Below are 16474 nucleotides of genomic sequence, written 5' to 3'. Positions count from 1 at the left end.
CCACTTCGGTGGGGAGAGGGGCTCCTGCCTTTGTGGGGCAGCGGCTCCCGCAATGCGCGCGGGAGCCGCGAGCATTGCACCGGGAGACCGAGTTACCGGCCGTCCGTGTTTCCCCCCGATGCCGCCGCCGCTCTTTCCGGATGCCAACCCGGCACGCGGTCGGCCGCCGGCAGCGCCCGCGTAATACGGGGCCGAGGGCGCGACGAGCCCCCCGCAATGGATACGACGTCCCGGCGGACGGGCTACACGGCTCGCTGGTAGCTGCTGCCGTCGGGTGTCCTGGCCAGCAGGCCGGCGATGACCAGATAGCGCCGCAGTGCCGCGCAGTCGTCGTGGACCGTGCGGAGCGCACGGTTGACCTGCTGCTCGTCGTAGTCGCGGTCCGGTTCGAAGAGCGTCTCCGTGAGGTGGACGAGCAGCTGCTTGCGGCGGGCCGCCTTTCGCGGGATCGCCGTCAGCCGCCCCTGGGAGAAGAGCGCGGCCACCCCCTGCGCACTGCTGGATCCGTTGTCAGACATGCGCTGAAGAATCCCGTACGGGGGTGCGGCGGGCAACGGGATTTCGGCGCCCGGCCGGAGCCGAGCGGCGGGTCACCCGGCCGTTTCAGCCGGGCCAGCTGAGGGGGTTCGAGGTTCGGCCGGAGGCCTCGTCGATCTCGTCGTGGGCCTTGGTCAGCAGCTTCATGGCCAGTTCGTTGAGTGCGCGGGCGCCTGCGACCTCCTCGCCGACCCTGGGCTGGTTCGAGTCGGCCGGGTGGCGGCTGGCGTAGCCGTGGGCCCGTACCTCGGTGCCGTCACGCAGCCGTATGAGGGCGGCCGCGCGCGTGCGATGGGTGTCTTCCTCGAATTCCAGCTCGACATGCCATCCGACAGCGCTCTGCAACATGACGATCACCTCCGGAACAGCTCGCCACTGCTTCCAGACTGCGCCCCTCGGGCGGCTCATGCACGACGTGGGCGGGCGGGTACGCGCCCGTTCCCGCCCCTTTTCCGCACAGACAGACCCCGTGCCACCTCCCCCACAGAGGTGACACGGGGTTCCAGTCTGACGCGCCGAGGGCCATCGCTCCAGAGCGGGGTCAGATCTCGGACAGATCCAGCTCGGATCGAGTTCGGATCGAGCGCGGATCCGGGTCGGATCGGGTCGGATCCGGGTCAGTTGCGTTCGTAGAGGGCCCGGATCTGCGGGGCGAAGTCGCGGGCGACGGCCGCCCGCCGGAGCTTCAGGGACGGGGTGAGATGGCCGGTCTGCTCGGTGAAGTCCGTCGGGAGGACGGCGAAGCGGCGGATGGACTCGGCGCGGGAGACGAGCTTGTTGGCGTCGTCGACGGCGTGCTGGATGTCGGCGAGGAGTACCTCGTCGCGTACCAGCTCGTCGATGGGCACGTCCTGCTTCTTCTTCATCTGGCGCCAGTGGGAGAGGCCGTCGGGTTCGAGGGTGATCAGGGCGGTGATGTACGAGCGGTTGTCGCCGATGACCATGCAGTGTCCGACGAGGGAGTGGGACCGGAGCCGGTCCTCCAGCGGGGCGGGGGCGACGTTCTTGCCGCCGGTCGTCACGATGATTTCCTTCTTGCGGCCGGTGATCGAGAGGTAGCCGTCCGCGTCCAGGGAGCCGAGGTCGCCGGTGGCCAGCCAGCCCTGCCGCGTCACGGGGCGGGCGGCGCCCAGTGCCGCGTCCCAGTAGCCGGCGAAGACGTGGCCGCCGCGCAGCAGCACCTCGCCGTCGTCCGCTATCCGTACGCCGCCGCCGGGCAGCGGCCAGCCGACGGTGCCGATGCGGGGCCGCAGGGGCGGGGTGATGGTGGCGGCCGCCGTGGTCTCCGTGAGGCCGTAGCCCTCGAAGATCTCGATGCCGGCGCCGGAGTAGAAGGCGGCGAGGCGGTGGCCGAGGGGGGAGCCGCCGCAGATGGCGTGGCGGACCTTCCCGCCGAGGGCGGCGCGGATGCGGCGGTAGACGAGCGGGTCGTAGAGCTTGCGGGCCATCCGCAGGCCGGGCCCGGGGCCGGAGCCGGTGCCGTGTTCCTTGGCCTCGACGGCCTCGCCGTAGGAGCGGGCGATGCGTGCGGCCCGGTCGAAGGAAGCAGCGCGGCCCATCTTCTCGGCGGTGGCCCGGCCGGTGTTGTAGACCTTTTCGAGGACGTAGGGGATGGCCAGCAGGAACGTCGGCTGGAAGCCGGCGAGGTCCGCGAGCAGGTCGTCGGTCTGGATGCTGGGCGCGTGGCCGAGGCGTACGCGGGCGCGCAGGCAGCCGATGGCGACCATCCGGCCGAAGACGTGCGAGAGGGGCAGGAAGAGCAGCGTCGAGGCGGGTTCCGTGCTGAGGGACCGGAAGACCGGGTGCAGCAGTTCGATGGAGTTGTCGACCTCGGCGAAGAAGTTGGCGTGGGTGAGGACGCAGCCCTTGGGGCGGCCGGTGGTGCCCGAGGTGTAGATGAGGGTGGCGATGGTGGCCGGGCTGATGAGCGTCCGCCGCTCGTCGACGACCGTGTCGGGCAGGTCGCGGCCCGCCGAGACCAGTTGGGAGACGGCGCCGGTGTCGAACTGCCAGAGGTGCGCGAGGCCGGGGAGTTCGTTGCGGAAGCCGCTGATCATCCGGGCCTGTGCGACGTCTTCGACAACGCAGGCGGTGGCGCCGGAGTCGTGCAGGATCCACTGGGCCTGGTGGGCGGAGGACGTGGGGTAGATGGGGACGGGGACCAGACCGGCGGCCCAGGCCGCGAAGTCGACGAGGGTCCACTCGTAGGTCGTACGGGCCATGATCGCGAGGCGGTCACCGGGCCGCATGCCGTGAGCGATCAGGCCCTTCGCGACGGCGCGGACCTCGACGGCGAACTCCGCGGCGCTCACGTCCCGCCAGGCCCCGCTGGGCTGCTTGCGGGCGAGCACGATGTCGTCGGGGGCCTCAAGGGCGTTGCGGAACGGGATGTCCGCGAGCGAACCGTGGGGCACCTGGGGCGCCAGCGGCGGCACCGACACCTCACGCACGGTGCCGTCGAGCACCGTCTTCTCGGGCTCGACGAGCACGGCGCCGGGGGCGGGGACAGGGACGGGTCCCCGGCCGACGGCGTCGGCGGGTCCTCCGGTAGCGGCTGCACTTTCCTGGCTGAACACGAGCGGCTCCTCATCTCTCCTGCGGAGTGGAGCCGGCCGCCGGGCCCATGCTGACGGAACGGGCCGACGCGGCACGGCTGTTCTTGCGGAAGGGGGCGGGTTACGCAGCGGGGGGCGGTAGAGGGGTGGGCGGATGGGCGGGTGGGTGTGCGGGCTGGGAGGTGCCGTCGCGGGGCCCCGCCTGGCTGCGGGACCAGGACGGCGCGGGCTACCCGCGCTCCAGTACGGCCGTCACCCCCAACCCGCCCGCCGCGCAGACGGAGACCAGGCCGCGCACCGGACGGTCGTCCTCGGCCGGGTCGCGTTCGGCGAGCAGCTTGGCCAGGGTGGCGACGATCCGGGGGCCGGTGGCCGCGAAGGGGTGGCCGGTGGCGAGGGAGGATCCGGCGGTGTTCAGCCGGGCCCGGTCCACCGGGGCGAGACCGCGCTTCTCCCAGGCGGCCAGTGTGGCCAGCACCTGGGACGCGAACGCCTCATGGATCTCGATCAGTTCGAAGTCCTCCATGCCCAGACCGGCCCGCTCCAGCATCCGCGGCACCGCGTGGGCCGGGGCCATCAGCAGGCCGTCCGTCCCGTCGACGAAGTCCACCGCGCCGGTCTCGTACGCGGTGAGGTAGGCGAGCGGCCGCAGCCCCCGCTCCCGCGCCCACTCCTCGCTCGCCAGCAGGACCGTCGCCGCGCCGTCGGTCAGCGGCGTGGAGTTGCCGGCCGTCATCGTGGCGTCGCCCAGGTCCGTGCCGAACACCGGCTTGAGGGTGGCGAGTTTCGCGGCCGTCGAGCCGGGGCGCAGAGGGTGGTCGCGGGTCAGGCCCTGGAAGGGGACGACCAGGTCGTCGAGGAAACCGCGGTCGTAGGCGGCGGCCAGCCGCTGGTGGCTGGTGGCCGCCAGGTCGTCCTGCGCGGCCCGTTCGATGCCCCACTCCTTCGCCGTGCGCGCCGCGTGTTCGCCCATCGACAGGCCGGTGCGCGGTTCGGCGTTGCGGGGGATGTCGGGGACTAGGTGGCGCGGCCGGATCCGGGCGAGCTGCCGGAGTCGCGCGCCTGCCGACGTGGCGCGGCGGGCGGCCAGCAGGATCTTGCGGAGCGAGTCGTTGACGCCCAGCGGTGCGTCGCTCGCGGTGTCCGCACCGCCGGCGATGCCGCATTCCTGCTGGCCGAGCGCGATCTTGTTGGCGACCGCGATGACGGCCTGCAGCCCGGTGCCGCAGGCCTGCTGGATGTCGTACGCGGGGGTGCGCGGGTCCAGCCGGGAGCCGAGCACGGTCTCGCGCGCGAGCTGGAAGTCGCGGCTGTGCTTGAGCACCGCGCCGGCCACGAACTCGCCGACCTGCTCGCCGTCCAGCCCGTACCGCTCGACCAGCCCGTCCAGCGCGGCGGTCAGCATGTCCTGGTTGGACGCGGTGGCGTACGGGCCGTCCGACCGCGCGAAGGGGATGCGGCTGCCGCCGATGATCGCGACGCGGCGGACGGTGCCGCCGAGCGTCGCCCTGCCGGGTGCCGCTCCCCCGGTCTGCTGCGTCCGTTCCCCGGTCCCGGCCCACTCCTCCGCCGGCTCCTGAGCACTCATCCTCGACCAACTCCTGACCCACCAGTAACCTTACTTATAAGTAAATTTACGCGAGGACCAGGAGTTGGCCAATGCCCGATCACTACCTTCGTCTCACCAATTCCGGCCCCGGCCGCTTCCTCGCCCGCCGGCTCGGGTTGCCGCAGCCCACCCCGCTCCGCCGCTGGACGCCCGAACACCCCGGTCTCGACGGCCCGGTGCTGCGGCTGACCGCGGGGAAGTCCACCGCCAACCCGGCCACGGTCATCGCCCGTACGGGACTGACCGTCCACACCTCCCCGGAGGACATCCCGGATGACGCCGCCGGAGCCGGATCCCGCTGTGCCGCCGTCGTCCTGGACGCCACCGGGGTCACCCGCATCGAGGGCCTGCGGGAGGTGCACGCCGCACTGCACCCCGTCATGCGCCGACTCGCCGACGACGCCCGGGTCGTCGTCCTCGGCAGCGTCCCGGACCCGCTCGACCACCACCAGGCCGCGGCCCAGCAGGCCCTGGAAGGCTTCATACGCTCGCTCGGCAAGGAACTCGGCAAGGCCCGCACCGCCCAACTCCTGCGCCTGGCACCGGGATCCGCCGACCCCGCCGAATCCACCCTGCGCTTCCTGCTCTCCCCGCGGTCCGCCTTCGTCAGCGGCCAGGTCATCGAGATCGGCCCGTCCGGGACCGACCCGGACCACACCACCGCACCCGACGACTGGACGCGCCCGCTCGCCGGCCGTACCGCTCTGGTCACCGGCTCCGCACGCGGCATCGGCGAGTCCGTCGCCGCCACGCTGGTGCGCGACGGCGCCCACGTCATCTGCCTCGACGTGCCGCAGGCCGGGGCCGACCTTGCCGAGGTCGCCGACCGGCTCGGCGGCACCGCCCTCCCGCTCGACATCACCGCCCCCGACGCGGGCGCCCGGATCGCCGCCGCGCTGCCCGCCGACGGGCTCGACGTCCTCGTCCACAACGCGGGCATCACCCGCGACCGCCGGCTCGCCAACATGCCGGAGGAGCGCTGGAGTTCGGTCCTCGACGTCAACCTCGGCGCGGTGCTGCGCACCACCGACCACCTCCTGTCGGCGGGCGCCCTGCGCCACGGAACCGGCCGCGTCATCGGCACCGCCTCCATCGCCGGCATCGCGGGCAACACCGGGCAGACCAACTACGCCGCGAGCAAGGCCGGCGTCATCGGACTGGTCCGCTCCCTCGCCCCGCGCGCCGCCGCCGCGCACGGCGTCACCGTCAACGCGGTCGCGCCCGGCTTCATCGAGACCAGGATGACCGCCGCCGTACCGCTGTTCATCCGCGAGGCCGGACGGCGGATGAGTGCGCTCGGCCAGGGCGGCGCCCCCGTCGACGTCGCCGAGACCATCGCCTGGCTGGCGAGCCCCGCCTCCTGGGCCGTCAACGGCCAGATCGTCCGCGTCTGCGGGCAGAGCCTGCTGGGGGCCTGATGAGCGCCGCACCCACCCCGCGGTCAGCGGCGGACGCACAGGCGGCGGAGTGCCGCCGGACACTCCGGCGCGCACCCCGCCTGATGCCGGCCCTCGGCAAGGGCGTGCTGACCGGTATCGGCAAACGCCCGCGCCCGGACGCGGAGTTGCCCGCCACCCGCCTCGTGCTGCCCGCCCAGCGCATCGACCCGGCCGCGCTCGCCGCGTACGCGCGCGTCTGCGGCTTCCCGGCCACCGGGCCGCTGCCGGTCACCTACCCGCACATCCTCGGATTCCCGCTCGCCGCCCGCCTGATGAGCAGCCGCGCCTTCCCGCTGCCGCTGCTGGGCCTGGTCCACACCGCCATCGGCATCGAGCAGTGGGCGCCCCTGCACCCCGATGACGCACTCGAACTCACGGTGTACGCGGCGCAGTTGCTCCCGCACCGGCGCGGCACCGAGGTCGTGATGACCACCGAGGCCAGGCGCGGGGACACCCTGGTGTGGACCGACCGCAGCACTTATCTGGCCCGCCACCGGGTGCCGGCGGGTGAGCCGGCAGAGGCTCCCGCGCCCCCTCCCCCCGCGCCGCTCCCCGCACGCGCCGCATGGCAGCTGCCCGCCGGCCTGGGCCGTCGGCACGCCGCCGTGTCCGGCGACTACAACCCGATCCACCTCCACCCGCTCACCGCCCGCCCCCTCGGCTTCCCGCGCGCCATCGCCCACGGCATGTGGACCTTCGCCCGCTGCGCCGCCGAAGCCGTACCGCACGGCGCCGCCGCGGTCCGCATCAGCGCCGCGTTCCGCGCGCCGGTCCTGCTGCCGGCCACGGTCACGTACGCGCAGACGGAGCCGACCGGCACGACCGACGGCGGGACGCCGGACGCGACCGAGAACGCAGCCGAGGACGCAGCCGAATCCCTCGCGTTCCAGCTCCGCAGCGGCGGGGACGACCGCCCGCGCATCCACCTCGACGGCCGGCTGACGACCTCGGGCACGGTGCGCCGGGCACCGCACTGACGCACCGACACACACAAGAAGGACCCGCCGGCGCGGCCCGGGATGCTCGAAGCCCAAGCGGTCCGACCGGCAGGCGCACCCGGCCGCGGCACCGCCGCCCCGGGTGCGTCACCCGGCGGCGCCGGGCGGGCTCCCGCCTCCCGGGGCCGTCCGGCGCCGTTCCGTCACTCCGCCGCACGCCCCGGGACGCCGGCTTCCGTGCGCCCGGCGCACTGCGCCCGCCCGCCGGGCGTCCAGCGCTCGCCGCCCATCAGGCGGCCCAGCCCCGCCCAGGCGAAGTTCATCAAGGTCGCCGCCGTGTCCTTGGCCGCCGGATGCTCCCGCTCCCCCGAAGTGCCCTCATCCGTGCGGACATTGGCCCATTCCGCGAGCGACTCGGCCGCACCGACCAGCGCATGGGCGAGCCCCGCCACCTCGCGTTCGGCCAGCTCACCGGCGCACCCCGCCTCCTTGGCGGCGGCGCCGATCAGGCCCGTGACGAAGTCCACGATCTCCGCTCGCATCGCGGCGACTTCGCGCGCGAACGGCTCGCCGTGGGTGCGCGCCTGCTGGTGCAGCACCGCCCACCCGTCGGGGCGCTCGGCGGTGTGCGCGAAGAAGCCCGTCAGCCCGCTCCACAGCTGCCGGTCGGCCGGTCCGCCCGCTTCGACAGCCGCCGTCACGGCCTCCACCAGCGCCGCCGACTCGCGCCGGACGACCGCACTGAACAGCTCTTCCTTCGAGTTCAAGTACAGATAGACCAACGGTTTGGAGACGCCGGCGACCTCGGCGATCTCGTCCATCGAAGCGGCCCGATAGCCGCGCCGCGCGAACGTCAGCACCGCGGCGTCCATCATCTGCTGCTCCCGGACCGCCCTCGGCACCCGCTTGCTCTTGACCGCACCCACCCTGAAAACGCCCTTCCGTCCCGCCCCTTTGACGCGAATTACCGCGAAGTAAGTTTACGTTCCCTCCTCCGGGCCTCCTCAGCCTTGACACAATCCAGCCCAAGCGAGACGATACGTATCGTTACGTTGACTCGCGGACGCCCGCCCATGGCGCCGCGCGGCCGCACCCCGGAGGGACCACCCCATGCAGCAGTTCGTCGAAGCCACCCCCGGCATCCGCCTGTGGACCGAGCAGCGCGGCCCCCTCGACGCGCCCCCGCTGCTGCTGATCATGGGCGCCCAGGCCTCCGGCCTCGGCTGGCCCGAGCCGCTGGTCGACGCGCTCGCCACCCGCCACCGGGTGATCCGCTACGACCACCGCGACACCGGCCGCTCCCCCTGGGCCTTCGCGCAGCACCCGTACCGGATCGCCGATCTGGCGCAGGACGCGATCGCCGTGCTGGACGGCCTCGGGATCGGCCGGGCGCACATCGTCGGGATGTCACTGGGCGGCATGCTGGCCCAGATGGCGCTCGCCGATCACCCCGACCGGCTCCTCAGCGCCACGCTGATCAGCACCTGCGCGCTCAGCACCCGCCCGTACACCCGCCCGGACGGCACCGAGGTCCCGGCCGCCGACCTCCCGGGCGTCAGCCCCGCGGTCCTCGACCTGTGGGCACGCCCCGTCGAGGACCACGGCCTGGAGGCCGAGCTGGACCGCCGTACGGAACACTGGCGGATCCTCGCCGGCGACCAGCTCCCGTTCGACGCGGAGCACTTCCGCACCCTGGAACGCCGCATCATCGAGCACACCGGCCGCCACACCACCAACTCCGCGCACGGCAGCGCCGACGACTCGGGCATGCTGCGCACCGGCGAGCTGGCCGCGAACAGGATCCCGGCCCTCTCCCTCGCCGCCCCCGCCGATCCGGTCTTCCCGCCCCCGCACGCCGAGCACCTCGCCCAGGTCATCGGCAACACCCGGCTCGTGGAGATCCCCGGTATGGGCCACGCCCTCCCCCCGGCCGCACTCCCTCGCCTGGCCACCGCGATCCTGGCCCATACGGGCGCGACGGCACCGTCCCGGCCCCCGGCGGCATAGCCCCGCCCGACGCACGGCAGCGCCCCCGCGGTCCATGAGGTCATGGTGTGCGGGGGCGCTGCCGTGCTGCGCTGCGCGCTCCGGGCGGAGCGCCCGGGGTCAGCTCGCGGCGGCCTGCGCCGGGATGCCCGGGGTGCGCTCCGGCTCGGCGCCCGTGTCCGCGCCCGGCTCCGTGTCCCCGTCCAGGCGGCTGCCGTGGGCGGTGGCGTAGGCGTCGCGGTCCAGGATCTTCTCCTTGGCGGAGACCAGGATCGGGATGACCGCCTGGCCCGCCACGTTGGTGGCCGTACGCATCATGTCCAGGATCGGGTCGATGGCCATCAACAGGCCGACGCCCTCCAGGGGCAGGCCCAGGGTGGAGAGGGTCAGGGTCAGCATGACCGTCGCGCCGGTGAGACCGGCGGTGGCGGCGGAGCCGATGACCGAGACGAAGGCGATCAGGATGTAGTCGCCGATGCCCAGCGGGACGTCGAAGATCTGCGCGATGAAGATCGCGGCGATCGCCGGGTAGATCGAGGCGCAGCCGTCCATCTTGGTCGTCGAGCCGAACGGCACCGCGAAGGAGGCGTACTCCTTCGGCACGCCGAGGCGCTCGGTGACCTTCTGGGTGACCGGCATGGTGCCGACCGAGGAGCGGGAGACGAAGGCCAGCTGGATCGCGGGCCAGGCTCCCTTGAAGAACTGCACCGGGTTGACCTTGGCGACCGTCGAGAGCAGCAGCGGGTAGACGCCGAAGAGGACGATGGCGCAGCCGACGTAGATGTCGACGGTGAAGGTCGCGTACTTGCCGATGAGGTTCCAGCCGTACGTCGCGATGGCGTGGCCGATGAGGCCGACGGTGCCGATCGGGGCGAGGCGGATGACCCACCACAGGGCCTTCTGCAGCAGTTCGAGGACGGACCGGCTGATGTTGAGGACCGGTTCGGCCTTCGCGCCGAGCTGGAGGGCCGCGATACCGGCGACGGCCGCCATGAAGACGATCTGCAGGACGTTGAGTTCGGTGAACGGCGTGATGATGTCCTTGGGGACGATGCCGGTCAGGAAGTCGATCCAGGAGCCGGCCTGCTCGGGGGCCTTGCCGTCCTTGGGGGTCAGGCCGGTGCCCGCGCCGGGGTTGGTCAACAGGCCGATCGCCAGGCCGATCGCGACGGCGATCAGCGAGGTGACCATGAACCACAGCAGGGTGCGGGTGGCGAGCCGGGCGGCGTTGTTGACCTGCCGCAGGTTGGTGATCGACACCAGGATCGCGAAGAACACCAGCGGGGCGACCGCCAGCTTCAGCAGCTGGACGAAGATGTCGCCGACGTGCTCCAGGGTGGACGTGAGCCACCCCACATCACCGCTCTTGGCGACCCAGCCGAGCAGCACGCCCAGGACGAGGCCGGCCAGGATCTGTATCCAGAACGGGATCTTGGGTATTCGCGAGGATGCGGGCTTCTTGGGGTTCTGGGGGGCCTCTTCGGACACAGAGGACTCAGCAGACGTGGACAACGGACACACTCCGGGGACAGGTCAGACGTCGGGAAAACGGCGAAAGGCGCCAGGAGGTCCGTGTGTACGGGATCTCCGGCCACTGCGATGACTCAGCTCAGCGGCGGCAACAGGCCGCGGACATGCAGCGGCAAAGATCGACGTGCAGCCGCTCCACGAGCGGGACGCTCATGCGGATACGGTGCGCGGCTGCTGTCTTCATGACAAGTACGTTAACACTCGAACTTTGAGGAACCCAAAGAAAATCTTTGGGTGGCCGCAGCGGAGGCGACACGACGCAGCCGCCCGGCCGTGGAGGCGGACTCCACGGCCGGGCGGCTGTCAGGTGTGCGGTGCGGTCGGTGCGTGTGCGGGGGGGCGCGTGCCCGGGGGGCGCGTGCCCGGGGGGCGCGTGCCCGGGGGGCGCGTGCCCGGGGGGCGCGTGCCCGGGGGGCGCGTGCCCGGGGGGCGGGCTACTTCAGCAGCCCGTCCTCCTGGCTCGCGTTGGCCGCGAGGCGCTCGCGCGAGCGGTCGACCTTGGCCACGATCTGCTCGGACATCGCGTCCCGCTGCTTGCGCAGCAGCACGAAGCTGAGCGGCGCGGAGATCACGATGGCGAGCAGCAGCAGCCAGACGGCGTTGGCGCTGCCGATACCGAGGGGAATGATCCGGAAGTAGGCCAGCACCCACACCACGGCGAAGGACGCGACGAAGAGGCCGATTCGCAGGGCGGTGTAGCGGAGCGTGGCGAACTTTTGGCTACTCACGGACAGGACCTTCTTCTCAACGGCAACCGAAAGGGTCACGTCCAGTCAAGCACAGCGCCCCGGGCGATCTTCCCGGCCCCCGTCCCCGGGCCCGGCGCAGCAGGTCAGGCGGGTCAGCCGAGGTCCAGCCACATGGTGATGTCGTCGCGGAGGTCCCCCTCGGCGACCTTGATCGCACCGGGCACCCGGCCGACCTCCTTGTAACCGCAGGCCTCGTAGAAGTGGCGGGCGCCGGTGCCGCCGCGGCAGGTGAGCCGGATGCCGCTGATGCCGTCGAGGGTGTCGGCGGCGTCGGCGACCGCGGCCATCAGGGCGCGGCCGGTGCCCTGCCCCTGGAGGTCGGGGTGCACCATCACGGTGTAGACCCACAGCCAGTGCCGCATCAGGCGGTGGGAGTTGAGGGTGAGGAAGGCCGTCGCCACTACCCGGCCGACCGCGTCCCGGCCGACCACCAGGCGCTCGCGGCCGTCCGCCATCGCCGTCAGGTGCCGGAGCAGATCGGGGCGGACGTCCTCACGCGTCACGGGCGGCACGAAGCCGACGGCGCCGCCGGCGTTGGAGACGTCCGTCCACAGCGCGGCTATCCCGTCACGCAGTTCAGGGGTGACAGAAGGGTCCAGGTCGAAGCGCACGCTCATGCCGGGGACCCTAACGCGCACCGCCGCCCGCACCCCGGGGCATTCCGGGACGTGGACGGCGGTGGGAAGGCGCAGGCCGGTCGGCGGCGCGTCAGCGGCCGGTCAAAGGCGCATCGGCTGCGGGGACTCGCGGCGCTCGGCGTCCGGGCCGGGGTACTCGTTGATGATCTCGTAGCGGGTGTTGCGCTCGACGGGGCGGAAGCCGGCGTCGCGGATCAGGTCGAGCAGATCGTCACGGGTGAGCTTGTTCGGCGTGCCGTAGTTGTCCGCGTCGTGCGTGATCTTGTACTCGACGACCGAGCCGTCCATGTCGTCCGCGCCGTGCTGCAGCGCGAGCTGAGCGGTCTGCACACCGTGCATGACCCAGAAGACCTTGACGTGCGGGACGTTGTCGAAGAGCAGCCGGGAGACCGCGAAGGTCTTCAGCGCCTCGGCGCCGGTGGCCATCGTCGTACGCGCCTGGAGCTTGTTGCGGACCTTGCCGTCCTGCATGTCCACGAAGTCGTGCTGGTAGCGCAGCGGGATGAAGACCTGGAAACCGCCGGTCTCGTCCTGGAGTTCGCGCAGGCGCAGGACGTGGTCCACGCGGTGGCGCGGCTCCTCGATGTGCCCGTAGAGCATCGTGCTGGGGGTCTTGAGACCCTTCTGGTGCGCGAGGCGGTGGATGCGCGACCAGTCTTCCCAGTGGGTGGCGTGGTCGACGATGTGCTGTCGGACCTCCCAGTCGAAGATCTCGGCGCCGCCGCCGGTCAGCGACTCCAGGCCGGCCTCGATCAGCTCGTCGAGGATCTCGCTCGCGTCGAGCCCGGAGATGGTCTCGAAGTGGTGGATCTCGGTGGCGGTGAACGCCTTGAGGGAGACGGTGTCGGGCAGCGCCTCCTTGAGGGCGCTGAGCGACCGGGGGTAGTAGCGCCACGGCAGGGTCGGGTGCAGGCCGTTGACGATGTGCAGCTCGGTGAGGTTGTCGCCCTCCATCGCCTTGGCGAGGCGGACGGCCTCCTCGATGCGCATCGTGTACGCGTCCTTCTCGCCCGGCTTGCGCTGGAAGGAGCAGTAGGCGCACGACGCGGTGCACACGTTCGTCATGTTGAGGTGGCGGTTGACGTTGAAGTGAACGACGTCGCCGTTCTTCCGCGTGCGCACCTCGTGGGCGAGCCCGCCGAGCCATGCCAGGTCGTCGGACTCGTAGAGGGCGATGCCGTCCTCGCGGGTCAGCCGCTCCCCGGCGTGGACCTTCGCCTCCAGCTCACGCTTGAGGCCCACATCCATAGACGCAGCCATCCGGTCGCCTCCCAGTTCCCAGTGTTTCTGCCGTGATCTTGACCGTTTCGGTGCCGAAAAACGGACTTCGCCGAGCCTACTCCCCCGTTACCGGAGCGAACGGAGCCCCCTGAGGGGGCCCCATGACGCGCCGTGGGACGCGCCCGTTCAGGCACCCGGCGATCCGTCCCGACGGGCTCTACTCGACGGGCTCCTCGGGCAGCTCGCCGACGCGGTTCTCCCACTTGGTGGAGAGCACGATCGTGGTGCGCGTACGGGAGACGCCCCTGGTGCCGGACAGCCGCCGGATGGTGCGCTCCAGGCCGTCGACGTTGTCCACCCGGACCTTGAGCATGTACGAGTCGTCGCCGGCGATGAACCAGCAGTCCTCGATCTCGGCGAGGTCCTTGAGCCGGCGCGCGACGTCCTCGTGGTCGGCGGCGTCCGAGAGGGAGATGCCGACCAGTGCGGTGACGCCGAGCCCGAGGGAGGTGGCGTCGACCGTCGCGCGGTACCCCGTGATCACGCCGGCCGCTTCGAGCCGGTTGATCCGGTCCGTGACGCTGGGTCCGGAGAGGCCGACGAGCCGGCCGAGCTCCGCATAGGAGGCCCTGCCGTTCTCGCGAAGTGCCTGGATGAGCTGCCTGTCCACCGCGTCCATGCCCTCAAGCCTTCCAATCTTTACGCATTTTCGAGTTCTGCATGTAGAATCTAAGGCATACAGGGCTCCAGACCCTGTAAATCTTTCGAATCTTCCACCGATCAACGACGATCTTCACAGGAGTTGTCACCGTGTACTCGATCGAGATGGCCTACGCCCGCATGCGCGAGCTGCAGGACCTGGCCAATCGTTCACGTGCTCACCAGCTCGCGGCTCCGCGAGCCCGGCGCCGCTTCCGCCGCGCCGCCACCACCACGGCAGCCGAGAAGAGCTAGCCGGCTAAGGAGCCCCGGGGGCCTCCTCCTTGGAGCCACCCCTCAGCTCCCCCTCCCATCGCCGGTACAGGCCGTGCGGCACCTCTGCCGCATCGAGCACCCGGCCCGCGACGAAATCCACCAGATCCTGGATGTGCGTCGCACCCGCGTAGAACGCCGGAGAGGCGGGCAGCACCACGGCGCCCGCCTCGTCCAGCGTCACCAGATGCTTCAGCGTCGGTCCGTTCAGCGGGGTCTCCCGCACCGTGACCACCAGCCGCCGGCGCTCCTTGAGCGTCACGCTCGCCACCCGCTGCAGCAGATCCTTCGAGAGCCCGAGCGCCACCCCCGCGACACACGCCGTGCTCGCGGGGACGATCAGCATCCCCTTCACGGCGTACGAACCCGACGACGGCCCCGCCGCCAGATCCCCGGCCGGCCAATACCGGACGTCCGCCAGCTCCGCCTCCGTCACCGGAAACGTCCCCGGCTTCCCGTCAGCACCGCGCGCCAGCCATTCGCGCAGGTCGCCGCGCCAGTGCGCATCCCGGAACGTGATTCCCGTCTCGTCCAGCAGCGTCAGCCGCGACGCCCGGCTGACGATGAGATCGACCGCCTCCCCGGCGGCCAGCAACCCGCGCAGCACGGACGCGGCATACGGCGTCCCGGACGCGCCGGAGATCCCCACGACCCACGGGCGGCGTCGGCCGGGGTCCTTACTGGTGTTGTTGTGCGGCGGCTCCACACCATCGAGCCTATCCGGCGGAACCGCGGACCCCGTCACGGCCGTTCTTACCTGTGCACCCATCGCGGTGCCGCCCGGCGCCGACCCGCCGGGAGCGAGCCGGAGAGGAAGGGAGGGCGGGAGATGACCTCACGAGCGAAGCCCGCGATCTGCCTGATGCTGGGCTGGATCGCCCTGCTCTGGCTGCTGGAGGCCGTCGATACCGCGACCGGCAACGCCCTGGACTCCTTCGGCATCCAGCCGCGCGAGCCCGCCGAGCTCGTCGACATCGTGCCCGCCGCCTTCCTGCACTTCGGCTTCGGCCACCTCGCCGCCAACACCCTGCCGCTGCTGCTGCTCGGCCTCGTCGCCGCGCTGCGCAGCGGGGTGCGCCGCTTCGTCGGCGTGGTCGCCCTCGTCATCGTCGCCAGCGGCCTGGGCGTCTGGCTGACCGCCGCCCCGCACAGCAACACCGCCGGCGCCTCCGGCGTCGTCTTCGGCCTCTTCGGCTACCTCCTGGTGCGCGGCTTCATCGAACGCAAACCGCTCGACATCGCCATCGGCGTGATCGTCGGCGCGGTCTACGGCTCGATCATCTGGGGCGCCCTGCCGTCCGACAGCGGCATCAGCTGGCAGGGCCATCTGTTCGGGCTCATCGGCGGCGTGCTGGCCGCGTTCGTCTTCCGCGCGCGCATGCCGAGCGGTACGGCCGCACCCGCTGTCGGACGGGTCCCGTAGGCTCGAAGGAACGGGAAGCCGCCCGCGCGCGCCACGACGCGCCGACGGGGCGGAGCGAAGCACGCAGCAACCACGGGGTGAGCAGAGCATGTCCGACTACCACCAGCCCGGATACGGCCCACAGGCAGGCGGGCCACAGCAGCCGTACGGCGCGCAGCCGGGCTGGAACAACGGCGCCCCTCCCGGCGGCGGTTACGGCTACCCGTCCGCCCCCGGCGGCTACGGCTACCCGTCCGACCCGGGCTACGGCCAGGGGTACCAGCAGGGATACGACGGCCGGCCGCCCGCCAACTCCACGGGTCCGGCGATGTGGGCCCACCTCGGCGCCCTGCTGACGATCACCGCCGGATCGGCGATCTGCTGCGGTCTCGGCGCCTTCCTGGGCTGGATCGTCCCGATGTCGATCCGCTCCAACGACCGCCACAAGCACGACCCGTACATCCGTCACCACGCCACCGAGGGGATGAACTTCGGCATCACCCAGGCCATCATGTCGGCCATCGGCCTGGTGCTGTACTTCGCCAGCGCCATCATCTTCTCGGTGGCGGCGGACAGCTTCAACAGCTCCAGCGGCGGGCTGGCGGTCCCGCTGCTGACCGTCGTCGTCCTGATGGGCGTCAACGGCCTCGCCGCGATCGTCTGCGCCATCATCGGCACGATCAAGGCGACCCGTGGCGAGCTGTGGACCTACCCACGGCTGCTCGCCTGGCCGATGATCAAGGGCTGACGGACGGCGCGGCATACGCACGGGGGCGGGGGGGGGGGGGGGGGGGGGGGGGGGGGGGCCCCCCCGGCGGGGGGGGGGGGGGGGGGGGGGGGGGTCAGAGGGTGCGGGCGAGCGCTTCGCGCTGGGCGGTGTCGAGTTCGGCGCAGCCGG

General features: G+C 71.9%; 17 protein-coding genes. 6 read left to right on the top strand and 11 right to left on the bottom strand.

Annotation, left to right across the window (positions count from 1 at the left end):
• Positions 1–242: 242 nt before the first annotated feature.
• From ACIRQ7_RS35585 to ACIRQ7_RS35570, 4 genes are all read right to left on the bottom strand, one after another.
• On the bottom strand, positions 243–518 hold the full coding sequence (locus tag ACIRQ7_RS35585; RefSeq protein WP_404266648.1) for a DUF2087 domain-containing protein: 276 nt from the start codon (positions 516–518) through the stop codon (positions 243–245).
• A gap of 85 nt (positions 519–603) precedes the next feature.
• Entirely contained in the window at positions 604–885 is a 282-nt protein-coding gene (locus ACIRQ7_RS35580; protein WP_401474239.1) for a DUF1876 domain-containing protein, read from the bottom strand.
• Between the two features lie 269 nt (positions 886–1154).
• Positions 1155–3113: an AMP-dependent synthetase/ligase gene (locus ACIRQ7_RS35575; RefSeq protein ID WP_404266647.1), complete on the bottom strand. Its 1959-nt coding sequence runs from the start codon at positions 3111–3113 to the stop codon at positions 1155–1157.
• Between the two features lie 208 nt (positions 3114–3321).
• Positions 3322–4680, bottom strand: a complete 1359-nt coding sequence (locus ACIRQ7_RS35570) for an acetyl-CoA C-acetyltransferase (RefSeq protein ID WP_404266646.1) — start codon at positions 4678–4680, stop codon at positions 3322–3324.
• Positions 4681–4751: 71 nt separating this feature from the next.
• Here ACIRQ7_RS35570 and ACIRQ7_RS35565 point away from each other — a divergent pair, with 71 nt between their 5' ends.
• On the top strand, positions 4752–6119 hold the full coding sequence (locus ACIRQ7_RS35565; protein WP_404266645.1) for a 3-oxoacyl-ACP reductase: 1368 nt from the start codon (positions 4752–4754) through the stop codon (positions 6117–6119).
• Complete coding sequence (locus ACIRQ7_RS35560) at positions 6119–7117, top strand: MaoC/PaaZ C-terminal domain-containing protein (protein ID WP_404266644.1); 999 nt, start codon at positions 6119–6121, stop codon at positions 7115–7117. The genes ACIRQ7_RS35565 and ACIRQ7_RS35560 overlap by 1 nt, the downstream gene beginning before the upstream one ends.
• A gap of 164 nt (positions 7118–7281) precedes the next feature.
• Here the strand turns inward: ACIRQ7_RS35560 and ACIRQ7_RS35555 are convergent, their stop codons facing one another.
• Positions 7282–8004, bottom strand: a complete 723-nt coding sequence (locus ACIRQ7_RS35555) for a TetR/AcrR family transcriptional regulator (RefSeq protein ID WP_404266643.1) — start codon at positions 8002–8004, stop codon at positions 7282–7284.
• 184 nt (positions 8005–8188) lie between these two features.
• On the opposite strand from ACIRQ7_RS35555, the gene ACIRQ7_RS35550 reads away from it, so the two are divergent.
• Positions 8189–9085 carry an alpha/beta fold hydrolase gene (locus ACIRQ7_RS35550; protein WP_404266642.1) on the top strand — a complete coding sequence of 299 codons (897 nt, stop codon included), beginning with the start codon at positions 8189–8191 and terminating at the stop codon, positions 9083–9085.
• 99 nt (positions 9086–9184) lie between these two features.
• On the opposite strand, the gene ACIRQ7_RS35545 is transcribed toward ACIRQ7_RS35550, so the two are convergent.
• From ACIRQ7_RS35545 to ACIRQ7_RS35525, 5 genes are all read right to left on the bottom strand, one after another.
• Positions 9185–10552, bottom strand: coding sequence for a dicarboxylate/amino acid:cation symporter (locus ACIRQ7_RS35545; RefSeq protein ID WP_404266641.1), 1368 nt, complete (start codon positions 10550–10552; stop codon positions 9185–9187).
• 476 nt (positions 10553–11028) lie between these two features.
• Positions 11029–11322: a DUF4229 domain-containing protein gene (locus tag ACIRQ7_RS35540; RefSeq protein WP_401474215.1), complete on the bottom strand. Its 294-nt coding sequence runs from the start codon at positions 11320–11322 to the stop codon at positions 11029–11031.
• 113 nt (positions 11323–11435) lie between these two features.
• The gene (locus ACIRQ7_RS35535; RefSeq protein ID WP_404266640.1) at positions 11436–11960 is read right to left on the bottom strand and encodes a GNAT family N-acetyltransferase; all 525 of its coding nucleotides are present in this window, start codon (positions 11958–11960) and stop codon (positions 11436–11438) included.
• Between the two features lie 102 nt (positions 11961–12062).
• The gene (gene mqnE, locus ACIRQ7_RS35530) at positions 12063–13229 is read right to left on the bottom strand and encodes an aminofutalosine synthase MqnE (protein ID WP_401474814.1); all 1167 of its coding nucleotides are present in this window, start codon (positions 13227–13229) and stop codon (positions 12063–12065) included.
• 190 nt (positions 13230–13419) lie between these two features.
• Positions 13420–13881: an Lrp/AsnC family transcriptional regulator gene (locus ACIRQ7_RS35525; RefSeq protein WP_401474209.1), complete on the bottom strand. Its 462-nt coding sequence runs from the start codon at positions 13879–13881 to the stop codon at positions 13420–13422.
• 131 nt (positions 13882–14012) lie between these two features.
• On the opposite strand from ACIRQ7_RS35525, the gene ACIRQ7_RS35520 reads away from it, so the two are divergent.
• A complete protein-coding gene (locus tag ACIRQ7_RS35520) occupies positions 14013–14156 on the top strand; it encodes a hypothetical protein (protein WP_401474206.1) in 144 nt (47 codons plus the stop codon).
• 4 nt (positions 14157–14160) lie between these two features.
• Here the strand turns inward: ACIRQ7_RS35520 and ACIRQ7_RS35515 are convergent, their stop codons facing one another.
• A complete protein-coding gene (locus ACIRQ7_RS35515; protein WP_404266639.1) occupies positions 14161–14880 on the bottom strand; it encodes a UbiX family flavin prenyltransferase in 720 nt (239 codons plus the stop codon).
• 123 nt (positions 14881–15003) lie between these two features.
• Here ACIRQ7_RS35515 and ACIRQ7_RS35510 point away from each other — a divergent pair, with 123 nt between their 5' ends.
• A complete protein-coding gene (locus ACIRQ7_RS35510) occupies positions 15004–15597 on the top strand; it encodes a rhomboid family intramembrane serine protease (protein ID WP_404266638.1) in 594 nt (197 codons plus the stop codon).
• 88 nt (positions 15598–15685) lie between these two features.
• Positions 15686–16324: a DUF4870 domain-containing protein gene (locus ACIRQ7_RS35505; RefSeq protein WP_404266637.1), complete on the top strand. Its 639-nt coding sequence runs from the start codon at positions 15686–15688 to the stop codon at positions 16322–16324.
• Positions 16325–16474: the final 150 nt, after the last annotated feature.

Source organism: Streptomyces sp. NPDC101393 (assembly GCF_044767385.1).
Lineage (GTDB): Bacteria > Actinomycetota > Actinomycetes > Streptomycetales > Streptomycetaceae > Streptomyces.
This window is presented reverse-complemented; position numbering and strand designations above follow the sequence as displayed.